Here is a 19,220-nt window from a genome sequence, read left to right as displayed (position 1 = left end):
ACTCTGAAACAGAGTTTAAAGTTCCAGGAAACGTAGAAACTACCGATGACATTGGATTCGAGCAGGTTTTTGAAAATTGCAGTCTGCAATCTCCTCAGTTCTTGATAGGGACTACACGCGATCGCGGGTGCAATTCGGAATTTACACAGGAAAACTTTCCCGTGTCATCAAGTTGGAGTCAGTATAGTGACGATAAAAGGGATATAAAGTGATTGAGATCATTCCGTGTTTTGACCCAGATCACGTTTCAACGGGGGCTAAAATGATGTGTGATTGATGACATTACCTTTTTCACAACTCGGGTTTGGTCATCCGGATCGAATCTAGCCTCTGTAATCCGGCTGATTCTAAAGCGTCAAAAGTACTGTCCATCTTGCTCTCAGGCGGAATAAATACAATGAATCCGTCGCGTCCCCGGGTAAGTAAAACTCGATAGCTATTGAGGCGTAATTGTCGGGGATTCTGCACATTTTTTTGGCGATTTGTTGTTTTCCAATCCTCGTTCTGCCAAATCAAATCGTCTCCCCAACCCAAAATTGGCAGATCTAATTCTAACCCTTGGCAACTGAACTCAGTGACGACTCGATCAAACATGCAGCAAGAGGTTTCCGTATCAGGTGGTTCGACATACCATGCGCCAACATTGAGTCTTTGAGTCGAGAGATAGTCGTTTCGGATGCCATATTGAGTGAGATTTTTGGCACGAGACGAGGCAACTAGTCCGTAGCGTTTGTCAGGTTGACCCTGGTAGCGATCGCGACAATAAATTTTCGCAACTTCCAAATCACGAGTCAGGTAACAGTCAAATCCTTCTGCAATCATCAAGGGCATGATAGCCCTAGCTTGTTCAATCTCACCGGCTAAAACATGAGAAACCCAGGTTTGAACATATTGGGCAAGATGCGATCGCAAAGACGTGGTCAGATTCAGCAAGGAATTGGTATGAGTGGGCTGATCAAAGAATTTTGCGTGTTCTGGCGAACAGTGAACTTGCCAAGACTCGATCGAGCTTTGTAATCCCTGATTCCATTGCTCGATTCCGCCTTCTTCTCCGACATGGATCGTTTGCCCTTCGCCAATTAAACCAACCAGTACACACCAGTCTGGGGTGCGTTCACAGATCCGTAGAACTGTACCAGGAGCAGCACTTTGAATGCCATATTTTTTGGACATGCGATCGCTATCCCAAGCCCTTTGAGCTTCATCGAAAACAATGATTTGCTCTCTAGGGGCAGATTGGCGACGAGCTTCGTGCTGGATGTAAAAATTCCGAATTTCTCGAACCAAGGCTTTGCTTTTGAGGGCATATTGCAGAACGTTAATCAGTGGGCGGTTTCCAGATAGAAACAGGGCATTGTGATCGGTTTGGTAGACGAACTGTAAGCCGACGAGCGTTTTCCCTGAACCTGGAACGCCTGTGATCAGAACAAGATGGCGTTCTTTTTTCTCTGAGGCTTGCTGCACTAAGCGATCGAGAAATTCAAGTATCTCTGGAATGCCCGCACTTTGGGCGCGTCTGATATTTGGCAATGGCTCTTGCTGAAAGATTCGCTGCGCTGCTTCGATCACCGTAGGCAAGGGTGCATAATCTGAATTCACCCAACTTGTCGGATCGATTTCCGGTTGCTTTGCAGGTAAGGATTCCAAATAGGTTGAAATTTGAGTGGGCTTGAGAATTTGAACTGCGTTACGGGCTGCATTCTCTTTGACGGAGCGAGTGGGAATTAGAACTGCGCTGACTGGATGTTGTGCCGATGCTTGATGATATTCGGATAAGTCTCGTGCATAGGCAGCAACTTGATCGCAATCTGCATTGGAGGCTGAAGTATTTTGTTTGAATTCAAAGACGACAATGTGTCCGAAACCGAGCATAACTAAATCAGGACGACGACCGCCTTCACCCGGCAGTTCGTATTCAAAAATCAATGTCCAGGATTTGCGAGTCAGAGCAGACAATTGCGATCGCAAAAGTTCTCCACAGTCTTGCCAAGCCTGTTGTTGGGTTCCGGCTGAATTTTGATGATAGAGCCTTTGATAATTCGTTTTGAGTGTTTCAAGCCAATCTGCTTGAGAACAGGTGAGAAATTCATCAAGTGACCCCATCCAACCGTAATTCGACATCGTTTTTGCGATCGCAACTTTCCCTACTGTTGCAAAAAATCGGGAACACGGCATCTCGATTGCGACGGAAAGAATTCCCAGCAATCTTGGCAAATAAAGTCTAAGATTGCTGTGATGGAAGGGTTAGGGAAAATGGATCGACGCAGTTTCATACTAGGAATGGCAGCATTAGGAACCACGCTGAGCGGATGCAGTTCTGACCCCTCAGCATTTCGAGTGAGATTGCTGAAAAATTCCATTCCAAGCCAGCTTCCAAACGAGTTTCGCAGACAACTCAAGCAAGATATCAAGCTCGATTTCAAGCCTGCCAATCAGCTGCAAGACCTGTTTAATGACTTGCAGGTTTGGAAACAGAAGCCAAGTCGCAATCAAACATCATCACCCGGTTTACCCTTCATCAGTCAGTCTTCTGAGCCAATTCCAGACTTGATCACAATGGGCGATTACTGGCTTTCCACTGCGATTCGCCAAAACCTCATTCAACCGCTTGACCCGAAAGCTTGGCAGCTTTGGGCACAACTGCCCGATCGCTGGAAAAAGATTGTCACTCGCGACAATCAAGTTTGGGGTGCGCCCTATCGGTGGGGTGCAACGGTCATTGCTTACCGAACGGATATTTTCCGCGATCGTAATCTCCAGCCGCCTCAAGATTGGGCAGATCTGTGGCGCGAAGATTTACGGGGTCGAATTGCCTTACTCGATCAGCCGAGAGAAACGATCGGACTCACACTGAAAAAGCTTGGTCAATCCTACAACACCGCTGATCTCAATAAAATTCCAAATTTAGAACCGGAGTTAGTCGCGTTAAACCGACAAGCCAGAGCCTACAGTTCTAGTACGGCTTTGCAATCCCTGATCCTGGATGATGTCTGGGTTGCAGTCACTTGGTCTACTGATTTTCTACAAGCAGTAAACCGTAATCCGACGATCGCTGCGATTTTCCCCAAGTCTGGTTCTGCTTTATTTACTGACTTGTGGGTTCGTCCTGCTCCTGTTAGTTCAAAAGCGCCGATTGCAGATTGGATTAACTTCTGTTGGCAGCCCGATATCGCGCCCCAACTTTCCCTGATCAGTCAAGCTGCATCCCCAATGCTTTCCACATTGGATGCCAATACTTTTCCAGAAAAACTTCGGCAAAATCCGCTGCTGGTTCCGCAGCCAGAAGTCCTTGCTCGTAGTGAATTTCTAGAACCCATTCCCGACGCTACGATTGAACAATACCGTTCTCTCTGGGCTAAAATCCGAGGGTCGGCTTAGTTGGAGACCAGAAGTTCGTACTCGCTAAATTATCAAAAGAAGCACAAGCAAGTCTTTCATCTGCATCTTTTGCCGCAATCTCTGAATTGAAGTTACAGGTATAGGCTGCGACTATGCTGCCTTGCGGATCAAACACTCGCAGATTATAGCCATAGCCTGTTGTCGCTGTGCCAAATTTTTGGATGAACTCATAGCGATCGAAGAAATCCAGCGAACTCCAAAGCTGAGCATTCACAACTACATCGACTCGGTTGGGTTCTTCGATGCCAGGACAGGCAAGCCACCCATTGACTAAGCGATCGCCGTATTTATTTTGAGCCGCAAGCTGATCCCGAATCCACCATAGACTCGGCTCTGTCAATTCTGTCTGCTGAATATTTGTATCTGTAATTCCAGCGATATTAGAGCTACACATCCCTTGCTGGATCATCTTCGGATTAAATGGAGTGGTCGAAGGTTCAAGCGCAGGTTTTGCGACAACACTTTGACTCCCTAGACCCAGCATCAAACTGATGCGAATGAAGTAGTGTAAGCCAGTTGAGAAAACGTGTTGCTGTGTCATATTGAGTTGAGCGAATTGAGCTGAACGAAATGTTCCAATCTAGCTGGCTAATCGACGTTGAACTCTGAGCAAAAGTGCCTCTCAATCTGTTGTAGTCTATCTGTTTAAAAATTAAAACCCTCAATATTCTATGTTTGATCCGCTCCGCCCGTTGAAATATCTTCCTTGGATAGAATTGCTGCAAGTTGCACTTGTCACGATCGGATTTACAGTTTTATTAGATTGGGCGTTTTTTCAGGCAGCAAGTACTCCTGCTCTACGACCCATTGCTGCACGAGTTCTACAGTCACCGCTTGGATTTTTGCTCGAATTAGCAGCAGCCGTTGGAATTGGAGCATTAGCAGTTGCTATCATGGAACGCTGGTTCCGCCGGAGAATTTTAATTACGAACTCGGTTCTCTGGGCATTAGTGCCGTGTTTGGCACTGTGGCTGTGGCTGCGATCGTTTTTGCCAGACTCGATTTTTCCGCAGCTATTGACTCCGGTTCTAGGGATGAATGCCGTAATTTGTATAATTTTAGGGGTGTTTTGGAAGGGAAAACCCTATTGGCGATGATTCAATTTGTCGCTTGAATACGCTACCGTAGTCTCAAAAGCTTTTACTTACTCAAAGGACGCTCGTGATGGTTGCTCTGTATTGGGTTTTAGTCGTTGCCATGCTCGTTGGCATTGTGGGCGCGATCGTTCCGGGCATTCCAGGAACAAGTCTCATTTTGGCAGCGATCGTCATTTGGGGTGCAGTTAAAGGATTTTCAGATATTACGATCGCGTTAGCAGTGGGTGTGCTCGTCTTTCTGATGAGCTTAGGCATTGATTTTCTCGCAACCTACTGGGGTGCTAAAAAGGCAGGGGCGAGTAATTGGGGACAGATTGGTGCGTTCGTGGGATTTGTGCTCGGATTTTTAGGCTTTTTGCCGACTTTGCCAATCGGAGGACCACTCGGACCCATTATCGGAATTTTCTTTGGCCCTCTGGTAGGTGCGATCGTTGGTGAATATCTCTATCGAAAGGATTTAATGATCGCGGTCAAAGCTGGCTTGGGAATTGTCGTAGGTTCGATCGTTGGCAATCTCATCCAGGGCGTTCTTGCAGTTATTGCAGTGACCGTCTTCATTTTCACAACGTTCCCGACCGTGATGGGAGGTTAGACAAACCACGCTCGCCAGTCTTGCAATTTAAGGCAATTTCTGCGATCGCGCTCCACACTCTAAAGCCTTAGAGCCTTTTGCTGTTTTCGGCTTTTCTGGAGCTTGCACCGATGGCTTTAGAGATTGGCAAATTACACGAGTCGTTCCCGATGGACTCAGGCTGACCACACTGATGTAACTCTGTAAATTTGCTTCCCGAGGAATCGCAGTCATCACGGAATCTGTTCCGACTCGCAGGCGATAAGCATAACTATAGCTTTGAGAAATCACATTCGTCGATCGCTCTAATTCCTCTAAGCTACGCGCAAAGCGATTATTCTGTGTGTAAAAATTCTCTTGGGCAGTTGTCATCGCCTTCAGATAGGTTTCTGCCTCTTGCTGCTTCGCCTCAGGTGAATCACTTTGCGGTTTCATGACCGCCTCAACCGACTTGGAACCCTGATGCTTCGAGGTAGACCAGAACGCCGTCGTTCCACCCACGACAAATCCACCGATGACAACCAACGCGACCGGAAGTGCATAGACTCGCCACCGCTTCTTCACCCAACCTCGAAATGAAAGCGTTTCTTCTTCTTCCTCAATTTCTTCATCGTCGATCGCAACTGCGGATTCCATTTCAGGAAGCTCGTCCTTAATCGGTGGTGTTAAGGTTGCAATTCGTGAAGCTGATTCCTCAATTTTGTCATCGATCGCAACTGCGGATTCCATTTCAGGAAGCTCGCCCTCAATCGGTGGCGTTAAGGTTGCAATTCGCGAAGCTGATTCCGTCGATCGCAGAGAAAACTCACGTGTCCAAGCAAATGCCTCATCTCCGGCTCTTTTTCCTTGTGCCCGTACTGATCGAATTGAGTCATTGCCTAACTCAATCAATCCCTTCTGAATGAACGCTACGAGCGTTTCCTGATTCAGCGGCTTTTGAGACTCTAAAGAAATGCACAAACAGTCATCCTCAATGCCCGCTCGCGCTGTGATGCCTTTGGGAGACAATACTGCATTCATCAACGCTGCGATCGCACTTGGCTCACCTTGTTTTGCAAGCTCTAAAAGGTTCGACTGTTCCATAGACACAAACTAATCTCAAGCTTCAGATCTCAACGAGCCGCGAACGAATTGCCTTTACTTTACCGTAATCCATAGCGTTATCCACTGAAATCGTAGATGCTTCAGGATAAGAACTGACCGATTTTGAAAAAATCTGAATTGGAATTGTGAAGAAATAATTTCATTAAACTTGCATCTTGTAAAATTGCGGCAAAGAATTGTCTTAAAAGCAATTTAGCCTATTTTTGACGTGAATTCTTACCGTCCCTGGGAACACTGAAAAGGTAAAGGGAGAATCTCCCGAACTGGAATCTGTCACTTTCAGGAGCAGGGCGGTGCAATCGGTTAAACAGCAGCAAATTCTCGGTTATTTCATCGAAGAAGCAAAAGAACATCTCGACACGATCGAACAAGGCTTAGTCGATCTCGCTGCTACGATGGCGGATTCAGAGCGGGTCAATGAACTGTTTCGTGCCGCTCACTCCGTTAAAGGTGGGGCAGCAATGCTCGGCTTTGACAGCATTCAGAGAACTGCGCACCACTTTGAAGATTGTTTCAAAATTCTCAAAGAACATCCGGTCAAAATTGACCAACGTCTCGAAGATCTCTTTTTCAAGGGGTTTGACACACTCAAAGAATTAATCGAAGCTTTACAAAGCCCATTTGGCTTACGTGAAGAAGATGCTCAGCAAGCCGTTGCTGCTTCAGAACCAACTTTCCGAGAATTGCAGGCTTATCTCGAAGCGCTCAAAACCGGAAAAGCTTCTCCCTCGAAAGGCACTCTGCTGCCTCACAATGCTGCGACTCAGATTACAACGATTCTCAAGGGCATGTTGCAGCTTTTCAAACAAGGTGATTCTCAAAAAGGTCGCCAGCAGCTCGTCGCACTCTGCAATCGTCTGATTCAAGTCAGCAGTACCACAAAACCCTGGGTGACATTACTGCAAACCGCTCAGCGGGCGATCGCAAATCCCAAAAATACCTACGCATCTCTTGCCCCCATCGTCATTAAAGACCTCAAACAAGCGAGTGATCTTTTACTCTTAGGTCAAGCCGAGCAAATCAGCATTACGGCTAATCTGCAAAAACTGCTCAATCCAGCATCTGCACAGCCTGCTTCGGCAAAAGCTGCCCCATCTCCAGCCGTGAAGCAGCACGTTACGATTCCACTCGAACCGAGAGCGGCAGCTCGGACTCTGCTTGACGTGTTTAACAAGTCGGAACTGATCGAAATTGCTGAGTTCCTGATGAAAGCGATTCAATAGTCCATTAGACTGTGAAAGGCACAGTCTGGAGTCGCGCTCATGGTGAAGGTTAGCTTTCTGGGCATCGGGTTGATGGGATTACCAATGGCGCAACGTCTCATCGGTGCAGGTTATTCCGTGACTGCTTACAATCGCACCGCTACAAAATTAGAAAAGCTCTCTGAAGTCGTAAACCCAAAGGGCAGCATCGCGATCGCACACACTCCTGCAGAAGCGATCGCGGCTTCTGATTGTGTCGTGCTGATGTTAACCAATGCCCAAGCCATTCGAGATGTTTTACATCAAGCTGATTTAAGCGATCGGACTATCATCCAAATGAGTACGATTTCGCCAGATGAAAGTCGCGAGATTTGCCGCGAAGTGATGGCAGCAGGTGGAGCTTATTTAGAAGCGCCAGTTCTAGGAAGTATTCCTGAAGCAAAATCGGGAAAACTCATTGTCATGGTCGGCGCAGAGCCAGAACAATTTGAACAATGGAAACCTTTGCTGCAAACCTTGGGCGAAAATCCAGTTCTGATCGGGTCTGTCGGTTCAGCTGCAACAGTCAAATTGGCACTGAATCAATTGATTGGTTCGTTAACGAGTGCATTTGCTGCAAGCCTTGGGCTTGTCTTACGACAAAACGTTGATGTTGAAGCGTTTATGCAGATTGTGCGGCAGAGTGCCTTGTATGCGCCGACATTTGACAAAAAATTACAGCGGATGATCGATCGAGATTTTGAACATCCAAACTTTCCAACGAAGCATTTGCAGAAAGACATGAACTTGTTTGTTGAAACCGCAAAGTCGTCAAATTTAGATACAGCTTCTATTGAAGGAGTGCAGCAGATTTTACAAACTGCGATCGACCGCAATCTAGCTGACCTCGACTACGCTGCATTGTTTTCGGTAATTGTTCCTGAAGAATCAAAAATTCATTGAAAGTATAATTTTCAGCACTCTCCGGAAATTGGCGCGCAGCGTTGAAATTTAATATAGACCGCCCCCGTAAAAGGTTCATTCCTGACTTTTCACTGAAATTTATATCTCAACGCTAGATTCTCGGCATTTCTATAAAGCGATGTAACGAGTCATCATTTGTGGGCAACCTAGAGTTAGCGTCCCTAAATTTATCTTCGATTTCAAGTCTAGAAACTCACAGGACAGTTTCTTGCCGGTGATATGTGACCCCCTAGCGCATCTTCAGTCTCCAGCAGGTTGAGTTCGACTGAGTTTTATGCACATCGTGACCATTGCCGTTTGGGTTCACCAAAATTATGCGTGTTTTGATCTATTCCTACAACTACTACCCAGAGCCGATTGGAATTGCACCATTAATGACAGAACTCGCGGAAGGTTTAGTCCGCCGGGGACATCAAGTTAGAGTCATCACTGGAATGCCGAACTATCCCCAACGTCAGATTTATGAGGGTTATCGGGACAAGCTCTACATGACTGAGAAACGTAATGGAGTGATCATTCAGCGAAGCTATATGTGGGTAAAACCAAAGCCGAGTCTAATAGATCGTGTTTTACTAGATAGTAGTTTTGTTGTCACGAGTTTCCTACAAGCTCTGAAAGGCTGGCGACCCGATGTCATTCTCCTAACAGTTCCGCCCTTGCCTGTCTGTGTGCCTGCAGCACTTCTAAGCTGGTTCCACAACTGTCCGATTGTGCTGAATGTGCAGGATATCTTACCAGAAGCTGCCGTTCATGTAGGACTGCTCAAGAATAGAACCATGATTCGCGTGTTTGAAGCGCTGGAAAAGTTTGCTTATCGCACGGCTCATACCATCAGTGTGATTGCAGATGGGTTTGTTGAGAATTTAGAAGGTAAAGGTGTGCCGTCCAGTAAGCTCACTTGTATTCCAAACTGGGTCGATACGAGCTTCATTCGCCCGCTATCAAAAGAAAATAATGCTTTTCGGCTAGAGAACGGGCTAGATGGAAAATTTGTTGTGCTTTATGCCGGTAATATTGCCCTGACCCAAGGACTGGAAACAGTGATTGAGGCTGCGGCACGATTGAAGCATCAGCGTGATATTGCTTTTGCAATTGTTGGAGAGCCCAAAGCGATCGAAAACCTCAGACAGCATTGTGAAGCACATGGTGCAGACAATGTAAGACTGTTGCCATTTCAACCGCGTGAGAAATTGCCAGAAATGCTCGCTGCGGCTGATGTAGGCTTGATTGTGCAGAAACGCAATGTAGTGTCGTTTAACATGCCGTCAAAAACTCAGGTATTACTCGCGAGTGGGCGAGCAGTCATTGCTTCTGTTCCGAGTACTGGCAGTGCAGCAAAAGCAATCAAGAAAAGTTGCGGTGGCGTAGTTGTCGAGCCAGAAAATCCTGAAGCACTTGCAGATCAGATTTTGGAGTTGTACAACAATCCTGAACTGACGAGCAAGCTAGGGAAGCAGGGAAGACAATATGCGATCGAGCGCTACTCCTTTGAGCAAGCTTTGAATCAATATGAGGCGTTGTTTGAGAAAGTTGTGAGAACGCCTGCCGTAAAACCTGCCTATATGTTCAGTGTCAATAAGTCGAGCAGCTAGCTTTTAGGCTACGTATTTCCAATAGTTTGATGCCCTCACTTTAGCAACGAGGGCATTTTTTATAGTTGTGCTATTGCTGTGATTTGATCATAAGACAGTAAGTTATCATCACGGATATAAGCCGTTCCGCGATCGCTCCAGATCATGTGCAAATAGTAGGACTGCGTGCCATCTTTTGCAACGAGATAGACCCGAAAGCCTGTGTCTGGTTCTAGTTCTTGTCTTGTCAAAACAAAGCCTTGCTTTTCAAGCTGTTGCTCAAGTGTTCCAGCGACAGTTCGACCATTTGATTCTGCAATTTGCCAACATCCGATTCGACCTTGGCAGCCTGGAGTCGCTCCAGTAATTTGCAGGACATCTGTAGGAGATGGGCTAATGGTTGGTGAAGGATTTACGGTGGGAGATGGGCTGACCGTCGGGGACGGGCTGATCGAAGGCTGTGGAGATGGGCTGACTTGCGGTTGAGGTTGAACTGCTCGCTGAAGTGTGGGAGTTGCAGTCGGCGAAGGTTGAACGGTCTTAGAGGGTTGGACCTTAGGGGAAGGTTTTGGAGTTGGAGAAGTGATCGCGGATGGAGAAGGCGACGGCTTTGGTAAGTTCATCACATTCACTGAGTTCTCAGACTTCGGTGGCTCAATGTCTGAGTCAGTCGATGGAATTGGCATTGCGAAAAGGAATCCGTGCAGCCCAATTGAGATCGGGAGCATGTGCCAAAGCTGGAGATGGGGCAGTTTGAAGATCATGATCGCGACACAGGAGCAGAGACAATACTCAATTTGCAAATTATTCCTGTCTGATCATAAAGCAGTAACTAAATAAATTGTCAATAGTCTGAAGAAGTTTTGCCAGTGATATTGCGCAGAACCCTTGCAAAATATAAATTCTAGATCGACTTAGGGATTCTCAATGCGGATTCACTTGACAAAGATTTGGAACTCTCTTAAATTACTTACTAGAAAAAAGTCTCAATAATGACGACAAGCTCAGCAAGAAGTGCTATCGGACTTTTAAGAACATAGATGGAGTGTTATGGCGATTAAACGGCGGATTTTCTTGGCTTCAGGCGCAGCAGTGGCAGCGATCGCGATTCATCAGCTTGTCAAAATGCAAGCAGGCACATCAGCGGGAGTGGTGAATCTTTATTCTGCACGTCACTACGATACAGATAATGCGATCTACGAAGCATTCACCAAGAAAACGGGCATCAAAGTGAATCTGGTCGAAGCAGATGCAGACAAACTGATTGAGCGGATCAAAAGTGAAGGTGCAAACAGTCCGGCAGATGTTTTGATCACCGTTGATGCAGGCAGACTGTGGCGTGCTCAAGACGCGGGATTGTTCCAACCTGTTGACTCTGCGGTCTTAAAGTCTGCCATTCCTGAGAATCTGCGATCGCCCAACAACCTATGGTTCGGGTTCACCAAGCGGGCGCGGGTGATCATGTATAACAAAGACCGTGTTAAGCCTTCTGAACTGAGCACTTATGAAGATTTAGCTGATCCGAAGTGGAAAGGACGGTTGATTGTACGATCGTCGAGTCACGTTTACAATCAATCCCTCACGGGTGCACTGCTCGAAAAGCATGGCGAGCAGAAAGCTGAGGAATGGGTCAAGGGATTAGTTGCAAACTTTGCGCGATCTCCAGAAGGAAATGATACGGCTCAAATTAAAGCGATCGCCGCAGGCCAAGGTGATTTGACGTTAGTGAATACTTACTATTTACCTCGCTTAGCAAAATCAAATAAGCCTGAAGAGAAAGAGATTGCTTCCAAGATCGGCGTGTTTTTCCCGAATCAGGGTAAAGATGGGAGCGGAACTCACATCAATATTAGTGGCGGAGGCGTCCTGAAGACTGCTCCGAACAAGGCAGCGGCAATTCAATTTTTGGAGTTTCTAGCCAGCAAAGAAGCACAGCAAATTTTTGCTGCAAGCAACAATGAATATCCTGCGGTTGCAGGCGTTCCGGTTGATTCTGTCTTGCAGAGCTATGGAACGTTCAAGGATGATAAGCTGAATGCTGAAATCTTTGGGCGCAACAATGCGAAGGCGCTGCAAATTATGGATCGGGCTGGCTGGAAGTAATGTCAACGCTACTTGATTTAGCGGCAAAAGGTGGACCTGTGATGATTCCGATGACAGGTCTATCTGTGCTCACGATTGCTTGTGCCTTAGAACGGGCATGGTTTTGGTGGCATGTGTTGAGGGGTGAGGATCGCTTGGCACATCAAATTTTGGCGGCGGCTGAATCTGATTTGAATCAAGCGCGATCGATTGCCGAATCTGCTTCGGAAATCGCGATCGCGCGATTTTTATATGCGGCATTGAAGCTGGATCGTCCTGAGCCGGAAACCTTTCGACTGGCATTAGAAGCTGCCAGCGATCGCGAATTTGTCAAAATGCACAAGGGCGATAAGCTGCTCGAAACGGTGATCGCCATGGCTCCGTTGTTGGGACTCTTGGGAACAGTGACGGGGCTAATTGTCACATTTTTTAATTTGAGAATTGGTGGATCTGAGAGTGCGGTGGATACTTCTAAAGCTGCATTGGGGATTGCCGAGGCATTGATTACAACCGCAGCGGGAATGATTGTTGCGATCGTGGCTTTGTCAATTTTTCGGGTGTGTGTGACTTTGCAAGCGAAGCAGATGGACTATTTTGCTGAGATTGGCAGTGAGTTAGAGCTGATCTATCGACAGGTCTGGTACAACAGAGGTCATTTGCGCCATGAGATCTAAAGCAAGGCAACGTGGAACATCTATGCCTGAGATCAATCTCGTGCCGATGATGGATGTGATTATGACCATCCTGACATTTTTCATTATTGTGTCGATGACGTTGACCAACTTTCAGTCGGTTGATGTGGCATTGCCAACTGCTCAGTCTGGGGTCAATCGAGAACGACCGATTGAACCGATGATTGTGGGGCTGAATCAACAGCAGCAAATTTTGTTGGAAGGTAGCCCTGCAACTCGTGAGCAGTTAGCACAAGCGATTCAGAACTATCTCGCGCAGAATCCGAAAGGATCGGTTGTTTTGAAGGCTGATCAAAGATTGCCTTACCAACAGGTTATTCAGGTTTTGGCAACGTTGAAAGAAGTGGGTGGCGATCGCGTGTCTTTAGCGATCGAATAGTTTTGCAAAATCGATCGATCAACTCCGGAGCAAACTGCCATTGCCTTCTAGAATAGGATGTGGTTTTTTGCAACAAGGGCACGATCGATGCGGCTATCTCAGATGCTATTTGTAACACTGCGCGAAGATCCGGCGGAAGCCGAGATTCCCAGTCATAAGCTTTTGGTACGAGCAGGGTATATCCGGCGGATTGGCAGCGGCATCTATTCGTATTTGCCTTTAATGTGGCGGGTGTTACATAAGATCTCGCAGATTGTGCGGGAGGAAATGAATGCAGCAGGCGCACAAGAATGCCTGTTACCGCAGTTGCAGCCGTCGGAATTGTGGAAAGAGTCGGGGCGTTGGGATACATATACCAAGGCTGAAGGAATTATGTTCGCGCTCATCGATCGTCAAGATCGTGAAGTGGGCTTGGGACCGACCCATGAGGAAGTTATTACGACGATCGCACGCGATATGATTCGTTCCTATCGTCAATTGCCTCAAAATCTTTATCAGATTCAAACTAAGTTCCGTGATGAGATTCGTCCTCGGTTTGGATTGATGCGGGGGCGCGAATTCATCATGAAAGATGCCTACTCATTTGACGCAGATGAGGCAGGGATGAAAGTGACGTATCAGAAAATGCACACGGCTTACTGCAAGATTCTGACTAGAACAGGCTTGAAGTTTCGGGCAGTCGATGCGGATTCAGGCGCGATCGGGGGTTCTGGGTCACAAGAATTTATGGTGCTTGCAGAAGCAGGAGAAGACGAAGTTCTCTACACCGAAGATGGGAAATATGCGGCGAACGTGGAAAAAGCGATCGCGCTTCCGCCAGATGTTGTGACCTCTCCTTTTTCCAGTTATGAGAAACGCGAAACGCCAGGAACAGAAACGATCGAAAAGGTTTGCAAGTTTCTAAAATGCTCCCCTACGAATGTTGTTAAAAATGTTCTCTATCAAGCCGTATTTGATAGTGGCATCACTGCATTAGTCTTAGTTCACATTCGCGGTGATCAAGATGTCAATGATGTGAAACTGCAAAATGAACTGACCAAACTTGCTGATCAGTTTGGCGGCAAAACTGTGATTTCGCTGACGGTTCCCGACGCGGAAGCTCAACAGAAGTGGGCAGCAAAATCTTTGCCATTGGGATATATCTCACCCGCGATCGCGGATGATTACATCAAGGCCAGTAAAGAGATTGCATCGAAATTTGTTCGATTCGTGGATCAAACGGTGACAGATTTAGAAAATTTTGTCACAGGTGCAGATGAATCTGGCTATCACGTTGTCGGCGCAAACTGGGAGAAAGAATTCCAGAAACCTGCTTTAGTGGTCGATGTGCGCAAGGCGAAAGCAGGCGATCGCGCAGTTCACGATCCATCTCAAACGCTGCAAACCGCTAGAGGTATTGAAATCGGGCATATTTTTCAACTTGGAACGAAGTACTCGCAGGCGATGAATGCGACCTACACCAACGAGCAAGGGGAGGAAATGCCTTTAGTGATGGGTTGTTATGGGATTGGGGTTTCGCGATTAGCGCAAGCTGCGGTGGAGCAGTCCTATGACAAAGATGGCATTATTTTTCCGGTTGCGATCGCGCCTTATCACGCGGTCGTTGTGATTCCCAATGTCAATGATGCGGATCAAGTCAGCGCTGCTGAGAAGCTATATGCAGAATTGAATCAGGCAGGCGTTGAGACATTGTTAGACGATCGCAATGAGCGGGCAGGCGTGAAGTTTAAGGATTCTGAACTAATTGGAATTCCATATCGAATTGTCACCGGGAAATCTTTGAAAGATGGCAAGGTCGAAGTCGTACAACGGGCGACTAAGGCGGTGCAGGAACTTGCACTCGATCAGGTTGTGCCAACTCTGAAGCAATGGGTGACAGAAGCGCTGCATTCATAATTTTGAGCAAATTTTGAGCAGCAAGTTCTCAGTTAAATGGGTAAAGTTCAAATTTTTCGTGGGATTAACGTGAATTCGGGATAAGAGATTTCGCTCTTGTGCCGATGTGAATGGAATTCACGCCTAAACGTTAACGAACTGACGTTGGAATTAGGTTTCGACTTCGCTCAACCCACGAAAATTTTTTGTTCTTGCGCGTTTGCGTTGAGCTTTGTCGAAGGCTTGACGAAACGGAGTGAACTGGACTAAAGAGGCAACCGCGATGCACATTCGATTGTTTGAAGAACGAGACGCTGAACAGATTGCACAACTGTTTCATGACACGATTCGAGAAATTAATCGCCGTGATTATTCGCCGTCTCAAGTTGCAGCCTGGGCACCGGATGACATCTACTTCAGAGATTGGGTTGCAGTCTGCTCACAGCGAATCACTTATGTTGCTGATGATCACGGTGTGATTGCTGGCTTTGGTGAACTCGAATCGAATGGTCATATCGGCTGTTTCTACTGCCACAAAAACTATCAACGCTGTGGAGTAGGAAAGCAAATTTATCAAGAAATTGAGGCAAAAGCGATCGCACTAAATCTTACACAACTCGTCACAGAAGCCAGCATCACAGCAAGACCTTTCTTTGAAAAAATGGGGTTTTCAGTTGTGAGAGAACAAGAAGTCTATTGTCGAGGTGAGCAATTCAAGAATTACGTGATGCAAAAATTACTCTGAATCCATGGAATTTTTCACAATTTTGCTTTCTAGCTTGCTTGGATTAGTCTCTCCAGCAGGTGTCGTCGTCGATCGCATTGCAGAATCTCAAATCCGCAAGCAACTCGTCAGCGCAGACCAGCTTCAAGTCCGAGTGGACAATGCGCCCAATTATCAAATTGCTCAAGGAAGAATCGATCGCATTCTCATCGCAGGTCGCGGAATTGTACCTGTAAAAGGAGTGCGACTTGAACGATTTGAACTGGAAACCGATGCGATCGCACTTAACCTGAAACGCCGCCAACTGATGCAACCGCTTCAGGCTGGAATTCGAGTGAGTCTCACTCAGGAAGATCTCAATCGCGCCTTAAAGTCTCCACAAGTGACCGCTCGACTTAAAAACTTGAGTCTTCAATTGCTAACGCGATCGCAAGCCCGACAAGCTGAGCGTTACGATTTTCTCAATCCTCAAATCACGCTTTTGCCACAAAATCGCGCTCGATTTGCAATCGAACTTCAAGAGCAAGGTGATCCCGCTAAATTAAAAATCGTCGCAGAGGCTCAACCGCAAATTATTTCAGGTCGATCGCTACAACTGAATGATTTGAGAATCTGGGCAAATGGTCAAGAAAGTCCAAAGCAAATCACTGAAGCGATCGCCAATTTGATTCGCGATCGTCTCGATCTGCGGCGATTGGAAGCGTCCAATACAACCTCTCGAATTTTAACTTTGGTGCTCAATCCCTCCAACTTAGAGATTGCGGCTTTTGTACAAATCCGACCCGACGTAAGGAAACAATAACGGTTTGTGTCAAACATCCGAAATTGCGCTAAACATAGCTGTAGAACTTCTACAATCTGTCAGGACTCAGGCCTGGCAATTTCTGCCCTAGTTGAGGACTTCTCACATGCAAGAGCATCCGCGCCGTTTTCCACTCGGAATCGTAGTTGGATTATCCACGCTGGTTGTTGCGACCGGTAGTGCAACTGCATTTTTCACTTGGCAACAAGCCCAGAAACAAGCACCCACTCCTGTTGCTGTAGAGCAGCCTCAGACCCAAGATCCCCGAACCGCTGCGTCTGTCCCATCAGTTTCGCAAAATCAAATTAAGCCGCAAGCCCCAACGACTGAAAAAACAGCGCAGGTCTTCTGGCTCAAAGATAGTGCAACCGATATGGAACTCGTTCCAGTTGCCATCAAAGTGAAATCTGACGATCGCCAAGAAGTTTTACTCACAGCTGCGGTGAATAACCTTCTGAACAATCCGCCGACTCAAGATTTAATGACTGGCATCCCCCAAGGAACCCAGCTTCGCAGTCTCAAGGTCAAGGCAGATTCGATCTATGTCGATCTGACCAGACCGTTTACTGCAGGTGGGGGCAGTTTGTCGATGACGGGTCGCTTGGCTCAAATTCTCTATACGACAACTAGCCTTAACCCAAAAGCAAAGGTCTTCTTATCGGTTGAAGGAAAGCCTTTAACAGTTTTAGGGGGAGAAGGGCTAATCGTTGAGCAACCCTTGACGCGAGCGCAGTTTGAACAAGACACAGGCACGAAGCAGGAATAAATCCTACCGACGACTGGCTAAGCTGAAGGCTCGGAAATACTGAGCTTGCTGTTCAATCCGAGTCGCTAAGCGATCGCAGACCAGATTACATAACTCGAAAATCAGATCGTCTTCGACGCTGTAATATGCCAGCGTCCCTTTCGATCGCCGAGTTAAGATTCCCGCTTGCAGCATCACCTTGAGATGCTTAGAAACATTAGCTTGACTCGTATCAGTCGCTTCAACGAGATCCTGAACGCATTTTTCGCCATCTCGTAGTAAATTGAGAATGCGAAGACGCATCGGTTCACCTAACACACTAAAATAATCAGAAACTTGCTGCACGACTTCAGGTGGTACAGGTTGTGCGGGAGATTTCATGTCAATTTGACAACGGAATGACTTGATCCCAGATTCTAGCCAGTCATAATGCTCTATAGCAATAGAGTCATCTGAGCCTTACGTAATTTTGGCGAAAACTTCATAAAAACCTCGGCATCTATAGAGATGACATGTCGTAATTTCACGCAGAGTAGCTTTCAACCTGATGCAAATAGACTTGGAAGTCAGAAAGTGCGACATAGCAATTTAATCGAATGCTTTTGAATCGATTGGAGCGCTTAATAAAGGGCGGGAAGTTCTCGATCGCAGATCTACCAAGCAATTCAAAACTCCGTCTCTGGGCGTAGAAATTAAAAAAATCAGCGCACTATTGTAAAAGGGAACTTACCATGCACTTTGGAATTCTTCATAAATAATGTCGCTGTGATAGTATCTGGATGTCTGAGGAGATTATACGGCTGTTTAATCAGCACAATTTCGGTGGTGGAGGAGGAATAAGAGTGCAAAACAATATCCCAATTGGGTATTCCCAGTTTGGTGTATCCCGGAATCAGCCAGAACCTTTGCGGATTGGCGTGATTGGTGTCGGGAATATGGGACAACATCATACCAGGGTGTTAAGTCTGCTGAAAGATGTTGAACTGGTCGGAGTTTCGGACATCAATGTAGAACGCGGTTTGGACACGGCTAGCAAGTATCGTGTCCGATTTTTTGAGGACTACCATGATTTGTTAAATCATGTCGATGCGGTTTGTATTGCCGTACCAACACGGTTGCATCATGGGGTCGGAATGGCGGCTCTGAAGGCAGGGGTTCATGTTTTAATTGAAAAGCCGATTGCAGCAAGTATTGCCGAAGCAGAATCGCTTGTGAATGCGGCAGCAGAATGTCAGTGTATTCTGCAGGTTGGACATATTGAGCGATTTAACCCCGCGTTTCAAGAACTCAGTAAGGTTCTGAAAACTGAAGAGGTTTTGGCGCTCGAAGCTCATCGGATGAGTCCTTATAGCGATCGTGCAAATGATGTATCGGTTGTCTTGGATCTGATGATTCACGACATTGATTTGCTGTTGGAACTGGCAAATTCTAAGGTCGTGAAATTGACCGCAAGTGGTGGGCGTGCCTCGAATTCAGGTCAGTTGGATTATGTGACAGCGACGTTGGGCTTTGCCAATGGCATTGTAGCAACACTGACCGCGAGTAAGGTGACCCATCGGAAGATTCGACAAATTTCAGCCCACTGTAAGAATTCACTGACGGAAGCAGATTTTCTCAATAATGAGATTCTGATTCACCGTCAAACGACCTCGAATTACAAGACGGATTATGGACAGGTCTTATATTGCCAGGACGGTCTAATTGAGAAAGTGAAAACGAGCAATATCGAGCCGCTTCATGCTGAATTGGAGCACTTTGTCCAGTGTGTCCGGGGTGGTATGGCTCCCTCAGTTGGCGGAATTCAGGCATTGAAGGCACTTAGACTGGCGAGTTTGATTGAGCAGATGGCACTCGATGGTAAAGTGTGGCATTCTTCGCCAGACTCAAAGGTAATTGAACTCGATACTGCCGCGATCGCGGTTTGAGGGAGACATAAAATTTGCGCCGATCCAGACAAATCCAGATCGGCGCAGGGATTGTAAAAATTAATAGGTTTAAGAGGGTTAGAAGTGTT

19 protein-coding genes are annotated in these 19,220 nt (G+C 46.6%); 14 read left to right on the top strand and 5 right to left on the bottom strand.

The window, feature by feature from the left end; all coding sequences use genetic code 11:
* Positions 1 to 291: 291 nt before the first annotated feature.
* On the bottom strand, positions 292 to 2,175 hold the full coding sequence (locus tag OU814_RS10525; protein WP_268182597.1) for a DNA/RNA helicase domain-containing protein: 1,884 nt from the start codon (positions 2,173 to 2,175) through the stop codon (positions 292 to 294).
* Between the two features lie 78 nt (positions 2,176 to 2,253).
* Between OU814_RS10525 and OU814_RS10520 the strand changes: the two genes are divergently transcribed.
* Positions 2,254 to 3,378 carry an extracellular solute-binding protein gene (locus OU814_RS10520; RefSeq protein ID WP_268182594.1) on the top strand — a complete coding sequence of 375 codons (1,125 nt, stop codon included), beginning with the start codon at positions 2,254 to 2,256 and terminating at the stop codon, positions 3,376 to 3,378.
* Here OU814_RS10520 and OU814_RS10515 read toward each other — a convergent pair.
* Positions 3,356 to 3,940: a hypothetical protein gene (locus OU814_RS10515; RefSeq protein ID WP_017285903.1), complete on the bottom strand. Its 585-nt coding sequence runs from the start codon at positions 3,938 to 3,940 to the stop codon at positions 3,356 to 3,358. The two genes, OU814_RS10520 and OU814_RS10515, sit on opposite strands and share 23 nt — an antisense overlap.
* Before the next feature lie 130 nt (positions 3,941 to 4,070).
* Between OU814_RS10515 and OU814_RS10510 the strand changes: the two genes are divergently transcribed.
* Both OU814_RS10510 and OU814_RS10505 read left to right on the top strand, forming a co-directional pair.
* Positions 4,071 to 4,496, top strand: a complete 426-nt coding sequence (locus OU814_RS10510; protein WP_017285902.1) for a hypothetical protein — start codon at positions 4,071 to 4,073, stop codon at positions 4,494 to 4,496.
* 67 nt (positions 4,497 to 4,563) lie between these two features.
* Entirely contained in the window at positions 4,564 to 5,088 is a 525-nt protein-coding gene (locus tag OU814_RS10505; RefSeq protein ID WP_017285901.1) for a DUF456 domain-containing protein, read from the top strand.
* A gap of 27 nt (positions 5,089 to 5,115) precedes the next feature.
* Here OU814_RS10505 and OU814_RS10500 read toward each other — a convergent pair whose 3' ends face one another.
* Positions 5,116 to 6,150, bottom strand: coding sequence for a type IV pilin-like G/H family protein (locus OU814_RS10500; protein ID WP_268182589.1), 1,035 nt, complete (start codon positions 6,148 to 6,150; stop codon positions 5,116 to 5,118).
* 314 nt (positions 6,151 to 6,464) lie between these two features.
* On the opposite strand from OU814_RS10500, the gene OU814_RS10495 reads away from it, so the two are divergent.
* The 3 genes from OU814_RS10495 (at position 6,465) to OU814_RS10485 (ending at position 9,928) form a co-directional block, all read left to right on the top strand.
* Complete coding sequence (locus OU814_RS10495) at positions 6,465 to 7,394, top strand: Hpt domain-containing protein (protein WP_268182586.1); 930 nt, start codon at positions 6,465 to 6,467, stop codon at positions 7,392 to 7,394.
* A 39-nt stretch (positions 7,395 to 7,433) separates the two neighbouring features.
* Entirely contained in the window at positions 7,434 to 8,315 is an 882-nt protein-coding gene (locus tag OU814_RS10490) for an NAD(P)-dependent oxidoreductase (protein WP_268182584.1), read from the top strand.
* A 335-nt stretch (positions 8,316 to 8,650) separates the two neighbouring features.
* Positions 8,651 to 9,928 (top strand): glycosyltransferase family 4 protein, encoded by a 1,278-nt coding sequence (locus tag OU814_RS10485; protein WP_190651557.1) that lies wholly within the window; start codon positions 8,651 to 8,653, stop codon positions 9,926 to 9,928.
* Between the two features lie 59 nt (positions 9,929 to 9,987).
* Here OU814_RS10485 and OU814_RS10480 read toward each other — a convergent pair whose 3' ends face one another.
* The gene (locus tag OU814_RS10480) at positions 9,988 to 10,593 is read right to left on the bottom strand and encodes a hypothetical protein (protein ID WP_268182581.1); all 606 of its coding nucleotides are present in this window, start codon (positions 10,591 to 10,593) and stop codon (positions 9,988 to 9,990) included.
* A 364-nt stretch (positions 10,594 to 10,957) separates the two neighbouring features.
* Here OU814_RS10480 and OU814_RS10475 point away from each other — a divergent pair, with 364 nt between their 5' ends.
* The 7 genes from OU814_RS10475 to OU814_RS10445 all read left to right on the top strand — a co-directional run bounded on the left by OU814_RS10475 (position 10,958) and on the right by OU814_RS10445 (position 17,227).
* Positions 10,958 to 12,010, top strand: a complete 1,053-nt coding sequence (locus OU814_RS10475) for a Fe(3+) ABC transporter substrate-binding protein (RefSeq protein ID WP_017285894.1) — start codon at positions 10,958 to 10,960, stop codon at positions 12,008 to 12,010.
* Positions 12,010 to 12,663, top strand: a complete 654-nt coding sequence (locus tag OU814_RS10470) for a MotA/TolQ/ExbB proton channel family protein (RefSeq protein WP_190651563.1) — start codon at positions 12,010 to 12,012, stop codon at positions 12,661 to 12,663. The genes OU814_RS10475 and OU814_RS10470 overlap by 1 nt, the downstream gene beginning before the upstream one ends.
* A gap of 22 nt (positions 12,664 to 12,685) precedes the next feature.
* A complete protein-coding gene (locus OU814_RS10465) occupies positions 12,686 to 13,060 on the top strand; it encodes an ExbD/TolR family protein (protein ID WP_268182578.1) in 375 nt (124 codons plus the stop codon).
* A gap of 87 nt (positions 13,061 to 13,147) precedes the next feature.
* Positions 13,148 to 14,956 carry a proline--tRNA ligase gene (locus OU814_RS10460; RefSeq protein ID WP_268182576.1) on the top strand — a complete coding sequence of 603 codons (1,809 nt, stop codon included), beginning with the start codon at positions 13,148 to 13,150 and terminating at the stop codon, positions 14,954 to 14,956.
* A gap of 235 nt (positions 14,957 to 15,191) precedes the next feature.
* Positions 15,192 to 15,680 carry a GNAT family N-acetyltransferase gene (locus OU814_RS10455; protein WP_268182574.1) on the top strand — a complete coding sequence of 163 codons (489 nt, stop codon included), beginning with the start codon at positions 15,192 to 15,194 and terminating at the stop codon, positions 15,678 to 15,680.
* Between the two features lie 4 nt (positions 15,681 to 15,684).
* The gene (locus OU814_RS10450) at positions 15,685 to 16,461 is read left to right on the top strand and encodes an LmeA family phospholipid-binding protein (protein WP_268182572.1); all 777 of its coding nucleotides are present in this window, start codon (positions 15,685 to 15,687) and stop codon (positions 16,459 to 16,461) included.
* Between the two features lie 106 nt (positions 16,462 to 16,567).
* Entirely contained in the window at positions 16,568 to 17,227 is a 660-nt protein-coding gene (locus tag OU814_RS10445) for a GerMN domain-containing protein (protein WP_017285887.1), read from the top strand.
* Between the two features lie 3 nt (positions 17,228 to 17,230).
* On the opposite strand, the gene OU814_RS10440 is transcribed toward OU814_RS10445, so the two are convergent.
* A complete protein-coding gene (locus OU814_RS10440; RefSeq protein WP_017285886.1) occupies positions 17,231 to 17,587 on the bottom strand; it encodes an ArsR/SmtB family transcription factor in 357 nt (118 codons plus the stop codon).
* Between the two features lie 461 nt (positions 17,588 to 18,048).
* On the opposite strand from OU814_RS10440, the gene OU814_RS10435 reads away from it, so the two are divergent.
* Entirely contained in the window at positions 18,049 to 19,131 is a 1,083-nt protein-coding gene (locus OU814_RS10435) for a Gfo/Idh/MocA family protein (protein ID WP_017285885.1), read from the top strand.
* Positions 19,132 to 19,220: the final 89 nt, after the last annotated feature.

Origin of the sequence: Leptolyngbya sp. GGD, assembly GCF_026735145.1 — a bacterium.
In the GTDB taxonomy this organism is placed as follows: domain Bacteria; phylum Cyanobacteriota; class Cyanobacteriia; order Leptolyngbyales; family Leptolyngbyaceae; genus Leptolyngbya; species Leptolyngbya boryana.
Note: the sequence above shows the minus strand (reverse complement) of the source record. Positions and strands in the feature narration are given on the sequence as shown.